Raw genomic sequence first — 19,424 nt, 5'->3', positions numbered from 1 at the left:
GCTTTGGCCGAACACTTGTTGGAGGCGACTGTGCGTCGGGCGGGCGCGGCTGGCAATGGCGCCGTTGGGGAGCCTTGAGGTCAGGCCGCCCCTTCGCTCAGCTCCTGCACCTCCTCGAACGTCCGCAGGCCCGGCCGCTGCGCGCAGACCAGCACGGCCATGTTCCCCGGCAGGTGCTGGTTGGCCAGCATCTTCTCGTGGGCGGCGGGGATGTCGTTCCAGGGGAAGACCTCCGACAGGCACGGGTCGACGCGGCGGTCGATGACCAACTGGTTGGCCGCCGAGGCCTGCATCAGGTTGGCGAAGTGGCTGCCCTGCACGCGCTTCTGGCGCATCCACAGGAAGCGGGCGTCCATGGTCAGGTTGAAGCCGCTGGTGCCGGCGCAGATGGCGACCATGCCGCCGCGCTTGACCACGAACACCGAGACCGGGAACGTCGCCTCGCCCGGGTGCTCGAACACCAGGTCCACGTCGCGGTTGCCGGTGATCTGCCAGATCGCCTTCCCGAACTTGCGGCTCTCCTTCATGTAGTCGGTGAACTCGGGGCCGTTGACCTTGGGCAGCTGGCCCCAGCAGTTGAACTCGTTGCGGTTCAGCACCGCCTTGGCGCCCATCGACAGCACGAACTCGCGCTTGTCCTCGGACGAGACCACGCCGATGGCGTTGGCCCCGGCCACGGCGGCCAGCTGCACGGCGAAGACGCCCAGCCCGCCCGACGCGCCCCAGACCAGCACGTTCTGGCCGGGCTTCAGCTCATGCGGCTTGTGGCCGAACAGCATGCGGTAGGCGGTGGCCAGGGTCAGGGTGTAGCAGGCGCTCTCTTCCCAGGTCAGGTGCTTGGGGCGCGGCATCAGCTGGCGCGACTGCACCCGGCAGAACTGGGCGAAGCTGCCGTCCGGCGTCTCGTAGCCCCAGATGCGCTGGCTGGGCGAGAACATCGGGTCGCCGCCGTTGCACTCCTCGTCGTCGCCGTCGTCCTGGTTGCAGTGGATGACGACCTCATCGCCCAGCTTCCAGCGCTTGACCTTCTTGCCCACCGCCCAGACGATGCCCGAGGCGTCGCTGCCGGCGATGTGATAGGGCTGCTTGTGGGCGTCCAGCACGCTGATCGGCTCGCCCAGGGCGGCCCAGACGCCGTTGTAGTTGACGCCGGCGGCCATCACGAGGACCAGCACCTCGTCCTCGCCGATCTCCCAGGTGGGCACGACCTCGACCTGCATGGCCTGGGTCGGCTTGCCGTGGCGCTCCTTGCGGATGCTCCAGGCGTACATGGTCTTCGGGACATGGAAGGCCGGCGGGATCTCGCCGATCTCGTAGAGGTCCTTCAGGACCGGCGTTTCAGACGTCTCGAGCGTCGCGGTCGTCATCTCCACTCCCCATTCCTTGGCCGTCTTTCGCGCTGCAACAACGCATGAGGGCCAAACTCGGCTATGCGCGCCCGCTTGTTTTCGGGTCTCCCGAGCAAGGCTGAGACAACTGTTTGAAACTGGCAAGCGGAATCTTGTGCGTCGCAGCATCGCGTTGGGGAAGGTTGCCGGCGCCGACGCGCCGGGCCACGGTGGCGGCATGATCCACCTGTCGCATCCGCACCCCGCCATCGCCCTCGTCGAACTGGACACCGCGCCGGCCAACGTCCTGGCCATGGCCGAGCGGGCGCGGCTGCTGGAGGCCTTCGCCGCCATCGAGGCCGACCGGGCGGTGCGCGTCGTGGTGCTGACCGGCCGCAACGGCGCGTTCTGCACTGGAGACGATCTGGCCGAGTCGCTGTCGCGCGACGTCCCGACCCAGAGCGCGGCGATCCTGCACTTCCTCGACATGTGCGATCGCGTGGCGGCCTGCCGCGTCCCGGTGATCGCGGCGGTGGATGGCTGGTGCATCGGCGGCGGGCTGGAGCTGGCCCTGGCCGCCGACATCCGCCTGGCCAGCGACCGCGCCAGCTTCGCCTGCTCGGCGGTGCGGATGGGGCTGACCGCCTCGGCCGAGCGCCTGACGCGTCTGATCGGCGAAAGCCGCGCCAAGCCCCACCTGCTGACGGGCGCGCCGTTCGACCCGGCGCGGGCGCTGGCGGACGGGGTTGTGGCGGAGGTCCATCCGGCCGAGGGGTTGCTGGACGCGGCGCTGGCGATGGCGCGGGTCATCGCCTCGCGCGCGCCGCTGGCCGTGCAGGCGACCAAGCGCGTGGCGTCGGGGGTGTCGACGACGGAGGCGGAGACGCCTAGCCTCGCGGCGAGCGCCGACCATGCCGAGGCGCGGGCGGCGTTCATGGCCAAGCGGGCGACGGTGTTCGAGGGGCGTTAGTTCGCACCCGCGAACTGCATATTGCGTCGCAGCAAATCCCGGCTCATGATCACCGGTAAGTAAGGCCGCCAGAGCCGCCCCCGGGAGCCCGCCATGTCCTCGACGCCGTACCAGCATGCGCCCGATCCGCCGTGGATCTTCCGCACCTATGCCGGTCACTCGACGGCGGAGAAGTCCAACGCGCTCTATCGGGCCAATCTGGCGCGCGGCCAGACGGGGCTGTCGGTGGCCTTCGACCTGCCCACACAGACGGGCTATGACCCCGACCACATCCTGGCGCGGGGCGAGGTCGGCAAGGTCGGGGTGCCGATCAGCCATCTGGGCGACATGCGCCAGCTCTTCAGCGAGATCCCGCTGGAGAAGATGAACACCTCCATGACCATCAACGCCCCGGCCGCCTGGCTGCTGGCGATGTACGTGGCGCTGGCCGACGAGCAGGGGGCGGATCGGGCCCTGCTGCAGGGCACGACGCAGAATGATCTGATCAAGGAGTATCTGTCGCGCGGCACCTACATCTTCCCGCCGGGGCCGAGCCTGCGGCTGATCGGCGACATGATCGCCTGGTGCTATCGCGAGGTTCCCAAGTGGAACCCGATGAACGTCTGCAGCTACCACCTGCAGGAGGCGGGCGCGACGCCGGAGCAGGAGCTGGCCTTCGCCCTGGCCACCGCCATCTCGGTGCTCGACACGGTCAAGGCCGGCGGCCAGGTGCCGGATGAGGACTTCGAGATCGTCGCCTCGCGGATCAGCTTCTTCGTCAACGCCGGCGTGCGGTTCGTCACCGAGCTGTGCAAGATGCGCAGCTTCACCAAGCTGTGGGACCAGATCCTGCTGGAACGCTACGGCGTGCAGGACAAGAAGGCCCGCCGCTTCCGCTACGGGGTGCAGGTCAACAGCCTGGGCCTGACCGAGCAGCAGCCCGAGAACAACGTCTACCGTATCCTGATCGAGGCCCTGGCCGTCACGCTCAGCAAGGACGCCCGCTGCCGGGCCCTGCAGCTGCCGGCCTGGAACGAGGCCCTGGGTCTGCCGCGTCCATGGGATCAGCAGTGGTCGCTGCGGCTGCAACAGGTGCTGGCCTACGAGACCGACCTCTTGGAATACGAGGACCTGTTCGACGGCTCACACGTGGTCGAGGCCAAGGTCGCCGAGCTGTCGAAGGGGGCGCTGGAGCAGCTGGCCCTGATCGACGCGATGGGCGGGGCGCAGAACGCCATCGACTACATGAAGACCGAGCTGGTTGGCTCCAACGCCAGGCGGGTGCGCTCGGTCGAGACCGGCGACCTGACCGTCGTGGGCGTCAACCGCTGGACGGACACCGAGGTTTCGCCGCTGTCGGCCGGGGAGGGCTCGATCGAGACGGTCGACCCGCGCCTGGAGGCCGATGTGGTCGCCCGCCTCAAGGCTTGGCGCGAAGCCCGCGACGACGGCGCCGTGCAAGCGGCGCTGGCCGACCTGCAGGCCGCCGCCCGCGACGGCCGCAATGTCATGGAGCCCTCGATCGTCGCCGCCAAGGCCGGTGTCACCACCGGCGAATGGGCCGGGGCCCTGCGCGCGGTGTTCGGCGAATATCGCGGCCCGACCGGCGTGGCGGTGGTGGTCTCGACCGGCGAGGCCGAGGATGTCGAGGCGGTGAAGGCCGAGGTCGAGCGCGTCTCGCAACTGCTGGGCCGCACGCTCACCTACCTGGTCGGCAAGCCGGGCCTGGACGGCCACTCCAACGGCGCCGAGCAGATCGCCACCCGCGCCCGCGCCTGCGGGATGGAGGTGGTCTATGACGGCATCCGCTCGACGCCCGAAGAGATCGTCCGCCGCGCCAAGGAAAGTCGCGCTCACGTGGTCGGCCTGTCGATCCTGTCGGGCTCGCACCTGGACCTGGTGCAGGAGGTCATCCGCGTGATGCGCGCCGAGGGCCTGGGCGATATCCCCGTCGTGGTCGGCGGCATCATCCCCGACGCCGACGCCCTGATCCTCAAGCAGATGGGCGTGGCGCGGATCTACACGCCCAAGGACTTCAAGATCACCGAGATCATGGGCGATGTGGTGCGGTTGGTGGAGGCGACGGCGCTGGAGCGGGCCTAGGCTCGCCCCAGCCGCCAGGCCGCGGCGAACCCGACCACGGCCAGCGGCAGGAACGCGCCGAACAGCAACGGGCCGTTGGTCGGGGCCAGGGCCAGGTCGACGCCGTGGCTGAAGCCGAGGACGTTGGCGATCGCGCCCGCGCCGGCCGAGCCGGCGGCGCCGCCGATCAACTGGGCGGTGGGGACGGCGCCGGAAGCCGTGGCCTGTTCCTCGGCCGGGACAGCGGCGATGGCGCGGCGGGCGATGAAGGCGTGGCAGAGGCCAAAGCCGGCGCCGAGAACGCAAAAGGCGGCGGCGATCTCCATCAAGGTTCCGCGCGGCACGGCCCAAGCCGAGAGGGTGGCGCCGAGCAGGATCACCCCGGCCCCCAGGCGGACCAGGCGACCGTCTTTCTCGGCCGGCGTGTGGCCGACCAGCATGGCGCACAGCGTCCAGCCGGCCGCGATCGCGCCGGTGACATAGCCCGCCGTCAGGGGCGAGGCATGGTGAATGACCTGGATGAAGGCCGGGCCATAGACGGTGAAGCCGATCACGGCCGCCTCGCAGGCGAAGATGGTCAGCAAGCCGAGGCCCGTGGCGGTGCGCAGGTCGGCCGCCGTTCGGGGCAGCAGGCGGTGGTGGGTCCTGGCGTTGGCGGCCAGCATGGCGGCCATGCCGATGACGCCGCCGATCGCCAGGCCGATCGCCCATCGCGGCGAGGCCACGACGCCGGCCGCGCCGATCAGGCTGACGCCGACCACCAGCAGGAAGAGCTGCAGGCTGGGAATGCGGCTCTGACCCTTTTCGTTCTTGTCGGCCGGCAGCATGACCATCACCGCGCCGACGAAGATGATCGCTTGGACCACGAACAGCCAGAACGCTCCGCGCCAGAAGCCGGCGGCGGCGAACAGTCCGCCCAGCAGCGGGCCCAGCAGGGTCGCCGCGCCCCAGATCCCCGCCACCGCGCCATAGACCCGCGGCCACAGGCTTTCGGGGAAAAGGGCGGTGATGGCGACGTAGCAGAGGGCCACGACCGCGCCCGCGCCCAGGCCCTGGATCAGGCGGCCCAGGATGAAGGTGACGAACTCCGGCGCCAGGGCGCTCATCGCGCAGCCGATGGCGTAGACGAGGCCCGTCAAGGCCGTGGCGGTGCGCAGGCCCAGCGCCATGGAAAGCTTGCCCGAACAGGCCCCGGCGACGATCGAGCCGGTCAGATAGGCCGCCACCGACCAGCCGAAATACTGGTAGCCGCCGATCTCGTTGGCGACGCTGGGCATGATCGTCGCCGTCACCAGGGTGTCGGCGGCGTTCAGCCAGATGCCCAGGCACAGCAGGGCGAAGCGCGGCGCCAGGGTCTTGTCGACCAGGCGCCCGGAGGAGGCGGGCGTGTTCATGCCCGGGCACATGGCCTTTTTCCGCGTCCTAGCCAAGCCCGGCGGAGCGTTGACGGTTGAACCCGTCGCCTTGGTCGTGCTTGGTGACCGGCGTTAACCTTTTCCTTCGGGGCGCTTTCCCAGTTCCATGCGCTATCGCGTTCCGCACAATCCGCGCATCGAGCACGAGGTCCGTCATCGGGCGCGCCTGGCCCGTTACGCCGGCCTCGTCATCCTGTGGCTGATCGTGCTGCTGATGACCTTCGTGGCCGAGCGGAAGATCCCTGATCAGCACCTGCCGTGGAAGCCGCTCAGCGTCGTCGATCCGGTGGGCCTGGCCACCCGGGTCAAGGCGGCGCGGGCCGGGGCCGACCCCAAGCTGTGTCGCGGGATCATGGCCAAGGCCGGGGTTGTCTATGCCGAGGTTCCCGAACGCGCGGAGGGCGAGTTCTGCGAACTGCGCGACGCGGTCCTGCTGCGGTCGGGCCTGGCCAGGCTGGAGCCGGCCGAGGCGCCGCTGGCCTGCAAGGAGGCCCTGGCCCTGACCATCTGGGAGCGCCAGGTCGTGCAGCCGGCCGCCGACGAACTGCTGGGCCAGGGCGTCGTGGGCATCGAGCACTATGGCAGCTATGCTTGCCGGCGGATGTACGGCCAGAAGGATGGGCCGGTCAGCGAGCACGCCCGCGCCGACGCCATCGACATCGCCGGCTTCCGGCTGATCGACGGCCAGGTCGTCAGCGTGGCGTCGGACTGGACCGATCCGGGTCCGCGCGGCCAGTTCCTGCGGCGAGTGCGCGACGGCGCCTGCCGGGTGTTCCTGACCACGCTGAGCCCGGACTACAACGCCGAGCACCGCGACCACTTCCACCTGGATATGAGCGGGTGGACGAAGTGTTCGTGAAGGGGCGTCAGAGCGTGGCCGCCAGCGCCGCCAGCTGATCCGCCACGATCCCCCAGCCTTCGTGGAAACCCATCTGCTCGTGGGCGGTCTTGTCCTCGGCGGTCCAGTGGCGGGCCACGGCGCGGTAGCGGGTTTTGCCGTCGCCCAGGTCCTCGAGGGTGACGGTGGCCACCATGAACGGCTTGGCCGAGGGCTTCCAAGTTTCGGTGAAGGCGTCGGTGAAGACGATCTTCTCGTTGGGGATCACTTCCAGATAGACGCCCGGCTGCGGCACGACCTCGCCGTTCGGCCCGTTCATCTCCAGATAGGTGTTGCCGCCGGTGCGGACATCCATGCGGACATTGGAGACGGTCCAGGGCTTGGGGCAGAACCATTGCGGCATCAGCTCCGGCGTGGTCCAGCACGCGTAGAGCTTCTCGCGCGGCGCATCGATGATCCGTTCAAGGACGAGTTCGCGGTCAGCGGGGAAGTCGGCGGCGTGGGCGGTGTCGAGCGGCATTGAGCGTCTCCTGTTGATCCGAAGTCTCGCCGCAAGGACGGGCGCGATCCAGGCGTCCCGACATCGGTCGCTAAAAATTCCAAAGAACGATGTTCCGTGGTTGAATTCGCCAAATCCCGGCGACTCCAGCACAGAGGCGCGGGTCCGAAAGACGGATGGTCGCCGTCAACGGTCGGACGGTCCGACCCGCCAAGGATAAGACCATGACCCGCAAGCTCGCCGGCGCGCTCGCCGCCCTGACTGTCTCGACCCTGTTCGCCACGACCTCGGCCCATGCGGTCGAGCCGTTCCCCGCCGGCTTCAAGGCCAGCGACATCGCCGCCAACGGCACGACCCTGCACGTCCGCGTCGGCGGGACGGGTCCGGCGGTGGTGCTGCTGCACGGCTTCGCCGACACCGGCGACATGTGGGCTCCGGCGGCCAGGGAGCTGGCCAAGACCCACACGGTCATCGTGCCCGACCTGCGCGGCATGGGCCTGTCGGCCCATCCGGAAGGCGGCTACGACAAGAAGACGCAAGGCGAGGACATCGCCGCGGTGATGGACGCCCTGAAGGTCCAGAAGGCCCAGCTGGTCACCCACGACATCGGCAACATGGTCGGCTACGCCCTGGCCGCCGAGCATCCCGATCGCATCACCAAGTGGGTGGTGATCGACGCTCCGCTGCCGGGCATCGGCCCCTGGGACGAAATCCTGAAGCTGCCGATGCTGTGGCACTTCAACTTCCGCGGCCCGGACATGGAGCGCCTGGTCGCCGGCCGCGAGCGCATCTATCTGGACCGCTTCTACAACGGGCTGTCGTTCAAGCCGGCCTCGATCACGGAAGAGACCCGCCAGCACTACGCGGCGCTCTACGCCCGCCCCGGCGCGATGCATTCGGCCTTCGAGCAGTTCAAGGCCTTCACTCAGGACGCCGTCGACAACCAGGCCTTCGCCGCCAAGGGCAAGCTGCCCATGCCGGTGCTGGCGGTCGGCGCCGACCACTCGTTCGGCGAGCGCCAGGCCGAGGTGCTGCGCTTCGTGGCCAGCGACGTGACGGCCAAGGTGCTGCCCGACTCCGGGCACTGGGTGATGGAGGAACAACCCGCCGCGACCACGGCGATCATCACGGGGTTCCTGGACTAGGATCGCCCGTTCCCTGTCTTCCCGGCCGCGGCGCCGCCGAGAGCCGGGATGACAGGATCGCTTGACCCATCGCCGGCTTCCCGCCAGTTTGAGCTCAAATTCAAACAAACGTTTAGGGTGGCGCGATGAACCTCTTCGACCTGACCGGCAAGGTGGCGATCATCACCGGGTCCTCGCGCGGCATCGGCAAGGCGATCGCCGAGCGGATGGCCGAGCACGGGGCCAAGGTGGTGATCTCCTCGCGCAAGCTGGAACCGTGCGAGGAGGTCGCCGCCGCGCTCAACGCCAAACACGGACCGGGGACGGCCATCGCGGTTCCGGCCAATATCGCCTCGAAGGAGGATCTCCAGCACCTCGTCGACCAGACTCGCAAGGTCTTCGGCCAGGTCGACATCTGCGTCTGCAACGCCGCCAGCAATCCCTACTATGGTCCGCTGGCCGGGATCAGCGATGACCAGTTCCGCAAGATCCTGGACAACAACATCATCAGCAATCACTGGCTGATCGGCATGGTCGCGCCGGAGATGCGGGAGCGGAAGGACGGCGCGATCATCATCGTCTCGTCGATCGGCGGCCTGCGCGGCAACGCCATCATCGGGGCCTACAACATCTCTAAGGCCGCCGACTTCCAGCTGGCCCGCAACCTGGCGCACGAGTTCGGGCCGGACAACGTGCGGGTCAACTGCATCGCGCCGGGCCTGATCAAGACCGACTTCGCCCGGGCGCTTTGGGAGAACCCCGAGACCCTGAAGCGCGCCACGACCGCCGTACCGCTGCGCCGGATCGGCGAGCCGGACGAGCTGGCCGGGGCGGCGGTCTATCTCGCCTCCAAGGCCGGCAGCTTCATGACCGGCCAGGCGCTGGTGGTGGATGGCGGGGCGACCATTTGAGCGGGGACGAACCCGAAGTCGCTCAATCCCAGCGACAAGCTTAACTGGTCCTACATCTATCGCCTCGAAGGGTGGCCGTAGTCTCCAGGGAACCGGACTTGCGGCGCCTTCTCGTCTTTCTTGCTCTGATCGGGTCCCTCGTGGCCGGCGCCGCGCACGCGCAAGGGTCCGTGCCCCTGGCTCAGCGCCTGGACCAACTGGCTCGTGAGATCGGCGCGCACGAGGTTCGCAATCCTCCCCGCGACAACGAAGACATCGAACGGGCCGGCCGCCGCGCCCTGCGTGATCGCGGCGAGGCCCGGCTCTACGGCCTATGGCGGGTGCTCTACGCCTACAAGAGCAACCAGATCGAAGGCCGCTTTGGCGCCTGGGCCAAGCTGGCCCGCGAGGCGGCCGCCCATGACCACGACACCCAGCTCGCCACGCTGGTCGAGCTGGAGGTCCTGGCCTATCGCCACGAGACCCACGGTTTCCGAGCCTTCACCGATGGCGACTGGCGCAAATATCTGAGCGGATCCGGCCCCGACATCCGCGTGATGGCCGGCGTCGAGCGCGTGCGGCACCTGGGGCAGATGGGCCGCTGGGCCGAGGCCGCCCGGCTGGCCGCCGATCTGCAGGTCGATATCGAGCGGCGCGGCCGCGTCGCCGAGCCGGTGCTGGCCGAGCTGCATCAGGTGCACAGCTACACGCTGTCGGACATCGGCGACAAGGAAGGCGCCTTGGACCACATGGCCCAGGCCGTGCGGCTGGACGAGCGCGACTCCTTCCACATCCGTAAGATCGAGCGGATCTACGACATCGCCTACACCGCCGCCGACCTTGGCGAGATGGGCGCCGCTCAGCGCATGGCCGACCTGCATCATCGGATGGTGCTGGCCGAACGCGACAAGGACCTGCTGACCTGGGATCAGCACCTGTGCGCCCGCATCGCTCTGCTGCTGAACCAGCCGCGCAAGGTGCTGGCGTGCCTCAGCGGCGCCCAGACCGAGTTGGACAACCCTAGTCGCCGGCTTCAAGTCATCATGCTGGGCCAGCGCGCCCAGGCTCTGGCCCAGCTGGGCATGGCCGTCGAGGCCCGCGCCGACCTGGAGCGGCTGAAGACCATTCCCACCGTGCTGACCCAGCGCGATCCGAGCACCGAGGCGCTGGTCCAGGCCTATATCGATCAGGCCGAAGGCCGCGGCGACCTGGCTTTCCGCGAGCTGGACGCCTGGCGGCGGGCCAATAGCGCCGAGACCGAGAAGGCCCATGCGCGCAGCGTGACCGAGATATCCTCGGCCCTGGACAGCGAGCTGCGCGCCAAGCGCGACGAGAGCCGCCGCCTGACCGAGGAGGTGCGGCTCAGCCGCAGCCTGGCGCGGGCGTCGGTCGTCATCGCGCTCTTGCTCGGCGTGCTGGTCGCCGGGGGTGTCGCCTGGGCCCTTCACCAGCGCCGCGCCTCTCGCCGCCTGAAGGGCGCCCAGGAGCACGCCGAGGCCGCCAGCAAGGCCAAGTCGGCCTTCCTGGCGGTGATGAGTCACGAGCTGCGTACGCCGTTGAACGGCATGCTGGGCCTGGCCCAGGCGTTGCGCGCCGGGACCCTGACGCCGGAGCAGCGCGAGCAGGTCGACCTGATCATGGACAGCGGCGACACGCTGCTGGTCCTGCTGAACGATATTCTCGACCTCTCCAAGATCGAGGCCGGCAAGCTGGAGATCGCGCCCACGGTTGGCGATCTGGTCCAGACCTGCGCCCGTCTGGTCGGCGGCTACCAGCCGACGGCGCGCGAAAAGGGCGTGCTGCTGACCTTCAAGGTGGAGAGCGAGGCGCCTGGGCCGCTGATGTTCGACGGGGTGCGGGTGCGCCAGTGCCTGACCAACCTGGTCTCCAACGCCCTGAAGTTCACCACGGAGGGCAAGGTCGAGGTGGCCCTGGCCTGCTACCCGGAGGAGGAGGGGCGTGTCCGCGTGCGGCTGCGGGTGGCGGACACCGGCATCGGCATGAACGAGTCCACGGTCGCCAAGCTGTTCCGCCCCTTCGTCCAGGCCGACGCCTCGACCACCCGCAACTTCGGCGGCACGGGTCTTGGCCTGAACATCACCCGCCGGCTGGTCGAGATGATGCGCGGCGAGATCCGCGTCGAGAGCGAAGCGGGGCGGGGCTCGGTCTTCACCATCGAGATGCTGGTCGACGCGGCCGACGCCTCCGAACTGCCGGTCAGCCAGGCCGAGGCTGGCGAGGACAATGTCCGGTTCGCCGCCCTGCATGGCCGCCGCGTGCTGGTGGTCGACGACCATCCGGTCAACCGCCGCGTCATCCGCCTCTTCCTCGAGCCGTTCGAGTGCGAGCTGGTCGAGGCCCAGAACGGCCAGGAGGCGCTGGATGTGCTGGAGCGCGAGCTGGTCGACCTCGTCCTGATGGACGTCAACATGCCGGTGATGGACGGGCTTGAGGCCACGCGTCGGCTCCGCGCGGATTCGCGTTTGGCGCGGCTGCCGGTGATCGCGCTGACGGCCGACGTGATGTCGGCGCAGATCAAGACGTGCCTGGAGGCGGGCTGCGACGCGCACGTCGCCAAGCCGATCGACCTGCGGAACTTGCTGTCGGTGATGGATACGTGCCTGGCGCGGGGTGTGGCGCGCGAGGTGATGGCGGGACTGAGCGCGCTGTAGCCTATCGGCTTTATCAGCTGAAAGCAGTCCGGGCCCTCGCCAGCCGCTCCACCGCCGCATCCAGCGTCGCGTCCGCCTTGGCGAAGCATAGCCGCACCACGTTGCGCACCGGCGTCTCGGCGAAGAACGCCGACACTGGGATCGCCGCGACGCCGAACTCGACGACGATCCGCTCACAGAAGGTCATGTCGTCGACCATGATCCCCGACGCCGTCAGGTCGACGTTGAGGAAATACGTCCCCTGGCTATCCAGCACGACATAGCCCGCCGCGCGCAGGCCGGCGGTCAGGCGGTCGCGGGAGCGCTGCATCTCGGCGGGCATCTGGTCGAACCAGGCGCGGTGGTTGTCGAGGCCCCACGCCACGCCGGCCTGCAGGTTCGGCGGCGTGGTGAAGGTCAGGAACTGGTGGGCCGCCGCCAGAGGCCCGATCAGGGCGGGCGCGGCCATCAGGAAGCCGACCTTCCAGCCGGTCATGCCGAACAGCTTGCCGGCCGAGCCGATCTTCACCGTTCGCTCGCGCATGCCTGGGAAGGTCATCAGCGGCCGATGCTCGCGCCCGTCGAACACCACCGCCTCCCACACCTCGTCGCAGACCGCGATCGTGTCGTGCTCCACGCAGAACTCGGCCAGCAGGGCGAGGTCCTCGGCGGGGGTGACGATCCCGGCCGGGTTCAGCGGGCTGTTCAACACCACCATCCGGGTCCGGTCGCTGAACGCCGCCTCCAGCATCGCCCGGTCGAAGCGCCAGTGCGGCGGGGCCAGACGGACCAGGCGGGGAATCCCGCCCGCGCGGCGGACCAGCGGCAGGTAGGCGTCGTACAGGGGCTGGAACAGCACCACCTCGTCGCCGGGCGAGATCAGGGCCGTGAACGCCGCCGCCAGGGCCTCCGTGGCGCCGGAGGTGACGACGATCTCCGTGTCTGGATCAAGTTCCAGGCCTTGCGTCCGGCCATAGTGCCCAGTCACGGCGGCGCGCAGCTCCGGCAGGCCGCGCATCGGCGGATACTGGTTGGAGCCCTCGATCAGCGCCCGCGCCGCGGCCTCGCGGACGGGCAGGGGGCCTTGGTCGTCGGGAAAGCCCTGGCCCAGATTGATCGCGCCGTGCTGGCGCGCCAGCCCGCTCATCCGCTCGAAGATCGTGGTGGGCAGGTTGTCGAAGACGGGATGGACCATGCCCTTGCCTAACACGGCGCGGGAATTCTGAAACCCGGCGGCCGCTCGCGCATTCTCATGGCTCAGCTTTTAGAGGAGGGCATCATCATGCACGGCGTCGGTTTCATCGGAGCCATCATCATCGGGATCTTCGCCGGCTGGATCGCCGAGAAGATCATGAAGCGCGACCACGGCCTGCTGACCAACCTGATCGTCGGCCTGGTCGGCGCGCTGATCGGCGCGTTCCTGGCCGGCATGCTGGGCATCCACTTCTGGGGCTGGGTCGGCAGCCTGCTGATCTCGACCCTGGGCGCGGTGCTGCTGCTGTGGCTGCTGGGGCTGGTGAAGAAGAACTAGGACGGGATCGTCGGAGGGGGAGGAAGGTCGGGCGTCTACCCCACCGCCGTCTCTTCTTCCTCCGCGCCGTCGTCCGCGCCTTCCCGCCGCATCCGCCGCGCCAGGTTCGACAGCAGGAAGCTCGGGATGTCACCCACCGGCATCGGCCGCCCGTACAGGAAGCCCTGGAAGGTGTCGCAGCGCATGTCGGACAGCAGCCGCGCCTGGGCGGCGGTCTCGACGCCCTCGGCGGTGACTTCCAGGTTCAGGGTCTGGCCCAGCAGGGCGATGGTGCGCAGGATGTCGGCGATGGCCGTATTGTCCTGCATTTCCGCCACGAACGAACGGTCGATCTTGATCTTGTCGAACGGGAACCGCCACAGATAGGCCAGGCTGGAATAGCCGGTGCCGAAGTCGTCCATGGCGATCTTGACGCCCAGGGCCTTCAGGGCGGCCAGCTGTTCCAGGGTTTTGGCGCTGTCGTGCAGCAGCAGGCCCTCGGTGATCTCCAGCTCCAGGCGGCTCGGCGCCAGGCCCGACCCGGCGAGAGCGGCCTTGACCTGGGCGACCAGGTCGCCCGAGGCGAACTGGTTGGGCGACAGGTTGACGGCGACGGTCAGGTGCGAAGGCCAGCCGGCGGCGGTCCTGCAGGCCTCGTGCAGCACCCACTCGCCGATCTTGCCGATCAGGCCCCATTGCTCGGCGGACTCGATGAAGTCGTCCGGCGGCACCAGGCCCCGGCGCGGATGCTGCCAGCGCAGCAGGGCCTCGAAGCCGGTGGTTTCGTGCTCATGAGCGCCGATCAGCGGCTGGAAGAACAGCTTCAGCTCGTTGTTGGCCAGGGCGTCACGCAGGTCCAGTTCCAGCGCCCGGCGCTCCTGGGCCCAGACGTCCATGGCGGTCTCGAAGAAGCGATAAGCCCCGCGTCCGTCACCCTTGGCGCGGTAGAGGGCCAGGTCGGCGTTCTTCAGAAGGCCGTCCGGATCGTCGGCGTCGAATGGCGCGACGGCGATGCCGACGCTGGCTCCGATCAGCACGTTGTGGCCACGCACGTCGTAGGGATGCGAGAGCGCGTCGACGATGGTCATGGCCAGGACACCCAGCGCCTCCGCGCCCGGCGAGGGGGCGATGACCACGGCGAACTCGTCGCCGCCGAGGCGCGAGACCAGACCTTGGGCTCCGACGCAGTCGCGCAGGCGGGCGGCGGCCTGGACCAGCAAGGCGTCGCCGATCGGGTGACCCAGGCTGTCATTGACGCCCTTGAAATGGTCGAGGTCCAGGCACAGCACGGCGCAGCCTTTGCCGCTTCCGCCATGGGCCTTGGGCTTGCCATGCTCGGTCCAGGCCTTACCCAGGGCCTGCAGGAACGACAGGCGGTTGGGCAGCTGGGTCAACACGTCGTAGTGGGCCAGGCGCGAGATGCGGGCCTGGTCCTCGCGGGCCCGGGTGATGTCGGCGCCCACGCCTCGGAAGCCGATAAAGGCCCCGTCCATGTCGAGCACGGGCTTGGCCGACAGCGACCACCAGTGGGTCTCCTCGCCGACGCCGATCGAGACGACCACGTCGCGGAAGGTCTTCTGTTCGGCGAACAGGGCCGAGAGGGAGGCGACCGGGCCGCTCGGAGCCTCGGCCGCGCCGCACAGCTCGGACATCGGCCGGCCGATCAGCGCGTCCTTGTCGGCGCCGGCCGCGGCGGCCATGCGGTCGGAGACATAGGTCATGGCCCCGGAAGCATCGACCTCCCACAGCCAGTCGCTGGCGCCTTCCTCGAAGTCGCTGAGCAGCAGCGACACGACCAGCCTCTGCTGTTCCAGCTCGTCGGCGGCGACGAGGCGTTCGACGAAGATCTTGGCGTGCGACAGGCACGAGACGCTGACCACCAGGTGGCAGAAGATCAACAGGCCGCCCAGGGCGTACAGGACCGGGTCGTTGCTGGTGGCCAGCACCCACAGGGCGCCGATGACCATGGGAGTCGAATAGGCGATGGCGGCGGCCGGCAGGGTCAGCATGGCGAAGCCGCCACAGCCGATCATGCCGGCCAGGACCGAGGCGACCAGCATCGGCATGGCGTCCGAGAAGCCCTGCGCCTTGGGCATGGTCAGGACTGGCAGCACGCTCCACAACAGGCCCAGCAGGCCCGCCTGGATGACGATGCGGCGCACGCCGCGCGCGGAAACCGTGGACTTGGCGCTCTTGCGGCGTCGGGCGGCGTACCAGCCACGCAGACCCAGCAGCGCGTAGCTCATCACCAGCGCCGCCCAGATCGTCAGGATGACACGGTGCGGGCCGGTCAGGCCGGCCAGATTGACCAGCAGGGCGATGACGATGTTGGCGCTCATCATCACCGGGGTCATCCGCAGGATGCTTTGCACCTGCTCCATGCGCACGCGTCCGGCCATGGCCTCGGGCACGGCGGGAGTCACCCGCTCGGCGAGCGCGGCCAGGCCGCGGCCGATCCTCGAGCTGGCGATGGCGCGCACGCGCGGTCCTCGTCTCATCCGGAGTGGAGATCCCCTGGGCAAATTATCGCTCGCCCGGGTAAACCTCCGGTTAAGTCGACGTATCATTTGAGCAAACCGTGCGATGGATTCGCATGCGCGCCCGTATTCGCGCGCGGCGCTTCAGATGACGCCGTCGCGTCAACCGCAAAGAAAAAGGCCGCCGTCCTTTCGAACGGCGGCCCAATTTTCGAAGGGTGAAGAACCCTACTCTTCCTTGACGCGACGCTTGCGGAACGACGGGTTCAGGATCTGCTTGCGCAGGCGGATGCTCTTCGGGGTCACCTCGACCAGCTCGTCTTCCTCGATATAGGCGATGGCCTGTTCGAGGGTCATGCGGCGCGGCGGGGTCAGGCGGATCGACTCGTCCTTGCCCGAGGCGCGGACGTTGGTCAGCTGCTTGGCCTTCATCGGATTGACGTCGAGGTCGTCCTGACGGGCGTTCTCGCCGATGATCATGCCGAGGTAGCACTTCTCGTTGGCGCCGACGAACATCACGCCACGCTCTTCCAGGTTCCACAGCGCGTAGGCCGCGGTCTCACCGTCCGAGTTCGAGATCAGCACGCCCTTGCGCTGCTGGTCGAAGGCGCCCTTGTACGGCTCGTAGTGGCTGAACACGCGGTTCAGCACGCCCGAACCGCGGGTGTCGGTCAGGAACTCGCCCTGATAGCCGATCAGCGAGCGCGAGGGGGCGACCAGCTGGATGCGGGTCTTGCCCGCGCCCGACGGGCCCATGTCCTTCAGCTCGGCCTTCCGCAGCGACAGCTTCTCGATGACGATGCCCGAGAACTCGTCGTCGACGTCGATCATGACGTCTTCCATCGGCTCCAGGCGCTTGCCGGTTTCCGGATCGGTCTGGAACACGACGCGCGGACGGCTGATCGACACCTCGAAGCCTTCGCGGCGCATGTTCTCGATCAGGACGCCCAGCTGCAGTTCGCCGCGGCCCGACACTTCATAGGCGTCGCCTTCGGCCGTCTCGGTGACCTTGATGGCCACGTTCGATTCGGCTTCCTTCAGCAGGCGGTCGCGGATGACGCGCGACTGGACCTTGTCGCCTTCGCGGCCGGCCAGCGGGCTGTCATTGACCGAGACGGTCATCGAGATGGTCGGCGGATCGATCGGCTGGGCCGGCAGGGCCTCGGTCACTTCCAGGGCGCACAGGGTGTCGGCGACGGTGGCCTTCGACATGCCGGCGATGGCGACGATGTCACCAGCCTCGGCGCCTTCGTCGACCGGCGAACGCTTCAGGCCGCGGAAGGCCAGCACCTTGGTGATGCGGCCGCGCTCGATTTCCTTACCGTTACGATCCAGGGCCTTGATGGCCATGCCCGGGATGGCCTTGCCGCTCTCGATGCGGCCGGTCAGCAGGCGGCCCAGGAACGGGTCGCTTTCGATCAGCACGTTCAGGATCTGGAACGGCTCGTCGGTCTTGGCGATCTGCTTCGGCTCCGGCACGTGGCGGACGATCAGGTCGAACAGCGGAGCCAGGTTGTCGTTGGGCACGTTCATGTCGAGCGTGGCCCAGCCGGCGCGGCCCGAGGCGTAGATGTGCGGGAAGTCCAGTTGCTCGTCCGTGGCGCCGATGGCGGCGAACAGGTCGAAGGCGGCGTTGTGGACGCGGTCCGGATCGGCGTGGGCGCGGTCGACCTTATTGATGCAGAGGATCGGCTTCAGGCCCATCTTCAGCGCCTTGGTCAGCACGAACTTGGTCTGCGGCATGACGCCTTCCTCGGCGTCGACCAGCAGGACGCAGCCGTCCACCATGCCCAGGATGCGTTCGACTTCGCCGCCGAAGTCGGCGTGGCCGGGGGTGTCGATGATGTTGATGCGGGTTTCGCCCGCTTCACCGTTCCACAGCACGCTGGTGCACTTGGCCAGAATGGTGATGCCGCGCTCGCGCTCCTGGTCGTTGGAGTCCATGGCGCGCTCGGTGGTGGCTTCGTTGGCGCGGAAGACGCCCGACTGGGCCAGCAGCTGGTCGACGAGGGTGGTCTTGCCATGATCGACGTGCGCGATGATGGCGATATTTCGCATGGACATGGGAACGGACGGACTTTCGGGAGGAATAGGAGATGACGCTCTACGCGTCAGGCGCGCGGCTTTTACGCGACTGCGGCCGATTTATCCACCCCTGACGCTCGGAAAGACTTGTCGCAGGTAACCGGTGTCATCAACGAAGCCTTATGAGGCTTGGGTTTGCGAGGTGTTCTCGCCAGAGACCGTTTCAAACGCAACAAATTGTGCGCCGCAACATGCCCAAAGTTAAGGCAGTTCTAAATAGCGCCGTTCCGCGATCCTTATCCCACAACGGGTTGCGCGATACTCCTGTCAAAAAATCGACATTAACGCCGACTTTTTTACTTGCCTGTTTTTGCGCCGCACCCTATAAACATTCCTGTGAGGCGGCGCTGCCGCTTCTGCCCTTCCTGGGCGTTTCCTCCCTAATGAACTGGCCCGGCGGTTTCGCCGGGCTTTTTTTTCGTCCGAGCGGCCGCGGGCGTCTTTGATCGATGACAACGCGTGTCGAGCGATAGGTTCGGATCAAATTCGAGCGCCGGGCGCCGTGGCCCTTCCCGCCTTAACGCAGCTCCGCCAGATCCAGCCGCGCCAGCGCCCTGGTCAGCGACTCGGCGTCGGCCGTGAGTCGCGCCAGGCCCTCGGTCGGCTCGCGGGTTGTCTCATTCATGTAGAGCGCGCGGTTGATCTCGATCTGCAGGGCGTGGGTGCGGCGGGCCGGGCGGCCGTAGTGCTCGGTGGTGTAGCCGCCCGCATAGGGGGCGTTGCGGACGACGCGATAGCCCAGGGTCTCCAGCTCGCGCTCGACCAGGCCGGTCAGCTTGGGGGAGCAGGCCGCGCCGAAGCGGTCGCCCAGCACGATGTCGCACGGTCCCCCGTTGCGGGCCCGCTGGCCGTGCGCGGCCGCCGCCGGCATCGAGTGCCAGTCGATCAGGATCGCCGCCCCGTGCGCCGCGCGCGCCGCCGCCAGTTGGCGGTCCAGGGCGTCGTGATAGGGGCGGTGGGTCAGCTCCACCCGCGCCCTGGCCTCGGCGAAGGTCAGCTTGCGGGCGTAGATCGGCCGGCCCTCGCCGGCGATGCGGGGAATCGTGCCCAGCCCCGCCGCCACCCGGGCCGAGCGGCCGTGGGCGTAGTCGGGCAGGGCCTCGGCGAACATCGAGGGGTCCAGCTCCCACGGCTCGCGATTGAGATCGACATAGGCGCGGGCGAAGCGGGCGCGGATGACGCTGGCCCCCAGGGCCGGCGCGCCGCCGATGATCCGATCGACGAAGGCGTCCTCCGAGGCGCGCAGCGTCTCGAGCGGCAGGCGGGCGGCGGCGATCATGTCTTCCGGATAGATCCCGCCCGAATGGGGCGAGGCGAACACCAGGGCCGTGGGCGGGGCGGCCCCGGCCGGGGCGGCGCGCGTCACTTCGAACGCCGGGCCGCCGAACGTCTCAAGAGGCGCGGTCATTCCCCCGTCCTTTGGGACGTCGTCCGCCGAGAGGGGCCGCCAAGCGCTCATGCCTCGCATCATCGAAGCCCGACCGCGCCGGGTCAAACGACAAACAGCGCGACGGCGGTTCGTCCACAGCCCGCGACACTTAGGTTCATCCCCGATTTACGCTCATCGCGCTAAGAT

The 19,424-nt window shown here is 68.5% G+C and carries 14 protein-coding genes; 7 read left to right on the top strand and 7 right to left on the bottom strand.

Features of this window, described 5'->3' with window-relative positions; genetic code table 11:
• Positions 1-80 precede the first annotated feature (80 nt).
• A complete protein-coding gene (ccrA, locus tag AC1RNC_RS11580; protein WP_492837199.1) occupies positions 81-1,367 on the bottom strand; it encodes a crotonyl-CoA carboxylase/reductase in 1,287 nt (428 codons plus the stop codon).
• 199 nt (positions 1,368-1,566) lie between these two features.
• On the opposite strand from ccrA, the gene AC1RNC_RS11575 reads away from it, so the two are divergent.
• On the top strand, positions 1,567-2,298 hold the full coding sequence (locus tag AC1RNC_RS11575; protein ID WP_492886575.1) for an enoyl-CoA hydratase/isomerase family protein: 732 nt from the start codon (positions 1,567-1,569) through the stop codon (positions 2,296-2,298).
• Positions 2,299-2,391: 93 nt separating this feature from the next.
• The gene (locus tag AC1RNC_RS11570) at positions 2,392-4,380 is read left to right on the top strand and encodes a methylmalonyl-CoA mutase family protein (protein ID WP_492886337.1); all 1,989 of its coding nucleotides are present in this window, start codon (positions 2,392-2,394) and stop codon (positions 4,378-4,380) included.
• On the opposite strand, the gene AC1RNC_RS11565 is transcribed toward AC1RNC_RS11570, so the two are convergent.
• On the bottom strand, positions 4,377-5,753 hold the full coding sequence (locus tag AC1RNC_RS11565) for an MFS transporter (protein WP_492886573.1): 1,377 nt from the start codon (positions 5,751-5,753) through the stop codon (positions 4,377-4,379). The two genes, AC1RNC_RS11570 and AC1RNC_RS11565, sit on opposite strands and share 4 nt — an antisense overlap.
• A gap of 127 nt (positions 5,754-5,880) precedes the next feature.
• On the opposite strand from AC1RNC_RS11565, the gene AC1RNC_RS11560 reads away from it, so the two are divergent.
• Positions 5,881-6,633, top strand: a complete 753-nt coding sequence (locus AC1RNC_RS11560) for an extensin-like domain-containing protein (RefSeq protein ID WP_492886335.1) — start codon at positions 5,881-5,883, stop codon at positions 6,631-6,633.
• 7 nt (positions 6,634-6,640) lie between these two features.
• Here AC1RNC_RS11560 and AC1RNC_RS11555 read toward each other — a convergent pair whose 3' ends face one another.
• A complete protein-coding gene (locus AC1RNC_RS11555) occupies positions 6,641-7,132 on the bottom strand; it encodes an SRPBCC family protein (RefSeq protein WP_492886333.1) in 492 nt (163 codons plus the stop codon).
• Positions 7,133-7,335: 203 nt separating this feature from the next.
• Between AC1RNC_RS11555 and AC1RNC_RS11550 the strand changes: the two genes are divergently transcribed.
• The 3 genes from AC1RNC_RS11550 (at position 7,336) to AC1RNC_RS11540 (ending at position 11,797) form a co-directional block, all read left to right on the top strand.
• Positions 7,336-8,256 carry an alpha/beta fold hydrolase gene (locus tag AC1RNC_RS11550; protein ID WP_492886331.1) on the top strand — a complete coding sequence of 307 codons (921 nt, stop codon included), beginning with the start codon at positions 7,336-7,338 and terminating at the stop codon, positions 8,254-8,256.
• A 125-nt stretch (positions 8,257-8,381) separates the two neighbouring features.
• A complete protein-coding gene (locus AC1RNC_RS11545) occupies positions 8,382-9,146 on the top strand; it encodes an SDR family oxidoreductase (RefSeq protein WP_492886329.1) in 765 nt (254 codons plus the stop codon).
• A gap of 98 nt (positions 9,147-9,244) precedes the next feature.
• Complete coding sequence (locus AC1RNC_RS11540) at positions 9,245-11,797, top strand: hybrid sensor histidine kinase/response regulator (protein WP_492886327.1); 2,553 nt, start codon at positions 9,245-9,247, stop codon at positions 11,795-11,797.
• Positions 11,798-11,810: 13 nt separating this feature from the next.
• Here AC1RNC_RS11540 and AC1RNC_RS11535 read toward each other — a convergent pair whose 3' ends face one another.
• Positions 11,811-12,971, bottom strand: coding sequence for an aminotransferase (locus AC1RNC_RS11535; RefSeq protein ID WP_492886325.1), 1,161 nt, complete (start codon positions 12,969-12,971; stop codon positions 11,811-11,813).
• Between the two features lie 87 nt (positions 12,972-13,058).
• Between AC1RNC_RS11535 and AC1RNC_RS11530 the strand changes: the two genes are divergently transcribed.
• Positions 13,059-13,307, top strand: a complete 249-nt coding sequence (locus AC1RNC_RS11530; protein ID WP_492837237.1) for a GlsB/YeaQ/YmgE family stress response membrane protein — start codon at positions 13,059-13,061, stop codon at positions 13,305-13,307.
• Between the two features lie 35 nt (positions 13,308-13,342).
• Here the strand turns inward: AC1RNC_RS11530 and AC1RNC_RS11525 are convergent, their stop codons facing one another.
• The 3 genes from AC1RNC_RS11525 to AC1RNC_RS11515 all read right to left on the bottom strand — a co-directional run bounded on the left by AC1RNC_RS11525 (position 13,343) and on the right by AC1RNC_RS11515 (position 19,307).
• Positions 13,343-15,766: a putative bifunctional diguanylate cyclase/phosphodiesterase gene (locus tag AC1RNC_RS11525; RefSeq protein WP_492886323.1), complete on the bottom strand. Its 2,424-nt coding sequence runs from the start codon at positions 15,764-15,766 to the stop codon at positions 13,343-13,345.
• Positions 15,767-15,991: 225 nt separating this feature from the next.
• The gene (gene typA, locus AC1RNC_RS11520; RefSeq protein ID WP_492837187.1) at positions 15,992-17,827 is read right to left on the bottom strand and encodes a translational GTPase TypA; all 1,836 of its coding nucleotides are present in this window, start codon (positions 17,825-17,827) and stop codon (positions 15,992-15,994) included.
• 538 nt (positions 17,828-18,365) lie between these two features.
• Positions 18,366-19,307, bottom strand: a complete 942-nt coding sequence (locus AC1RNC_RS11515; RefSeq protein ID WP_492886322.1) for an N-formylglutamate amidohydrolase — start codon at positions 19,305-19,307, stop codon at positions 18,366-18,368.
• Positions 19,308-19,424 lie beyond the last annotated feature (117 nt).

The organism is Caulobacter sp. GW822-FHT01G02, assembly GCF_058802865.1.
The sequence above is the reverse complement of the archived record's forward strand: the minus strand, read 5'-3'. Positions and strand labels throughout refer to the sequence as shown.